General features: G+C 50.5%; 1 pseudogene (cut by a window edge). It reads left to right on the top strand.

Features of this window, described 5'->3' with window-relative positions:
* A pseudogene (locus CKO50_RS24690) lies at window positions 1-223 on the top strand (hypothetical protein); its annotated part reaches 35 nt to the left of the window's first position; the annotation flags it as partial.
* Window positions 224-289: the final 66 nt, after the last annotated feature.

The following is a 289-nucleotide window of genomic DNA, read 5'->3' as shown; positions in this document are numbered from 1 at the left end:
AGGAAAACAATCCGCCACGGAAGTTAAAAACATCGTCAAAGGCCTGCGCGATTCACTTGATGATATGTCTAGCAGCTGGCACTACGACCTACTACTTCCAGACGCCGCTATCGAAGGCATGCAAGCCACGGTAAAACGCCTAGACGAGGTCACCCCCCAAATCGGACAGCGAGTTAATAAAGCACTGGATGAGTATCAAGGCCAACCACCAATTAGAGGGTAAGCGTACGGCTAACTACACCTAGAGGCTAACATGCCAGGGCAGTAAACTGTCGATATCGCACTGTGG

Origin of the sequence: Pseudoalteromonas sp. HM-SA03 (assembly GCF_002289345.1) — a bacterium.
Classification (GTDB): domain Bacteria; phylum Pseudomonadota; class Gammaproteobacteria; order Enterobacterales; family Alteromonadaceae; genus Pseudoalteromonas.
The sequence above is the reverse complement of the archived record's forward strand: the minus strand, read 5'-3'. Positions and strand labels throughout refer to the sequence as shown.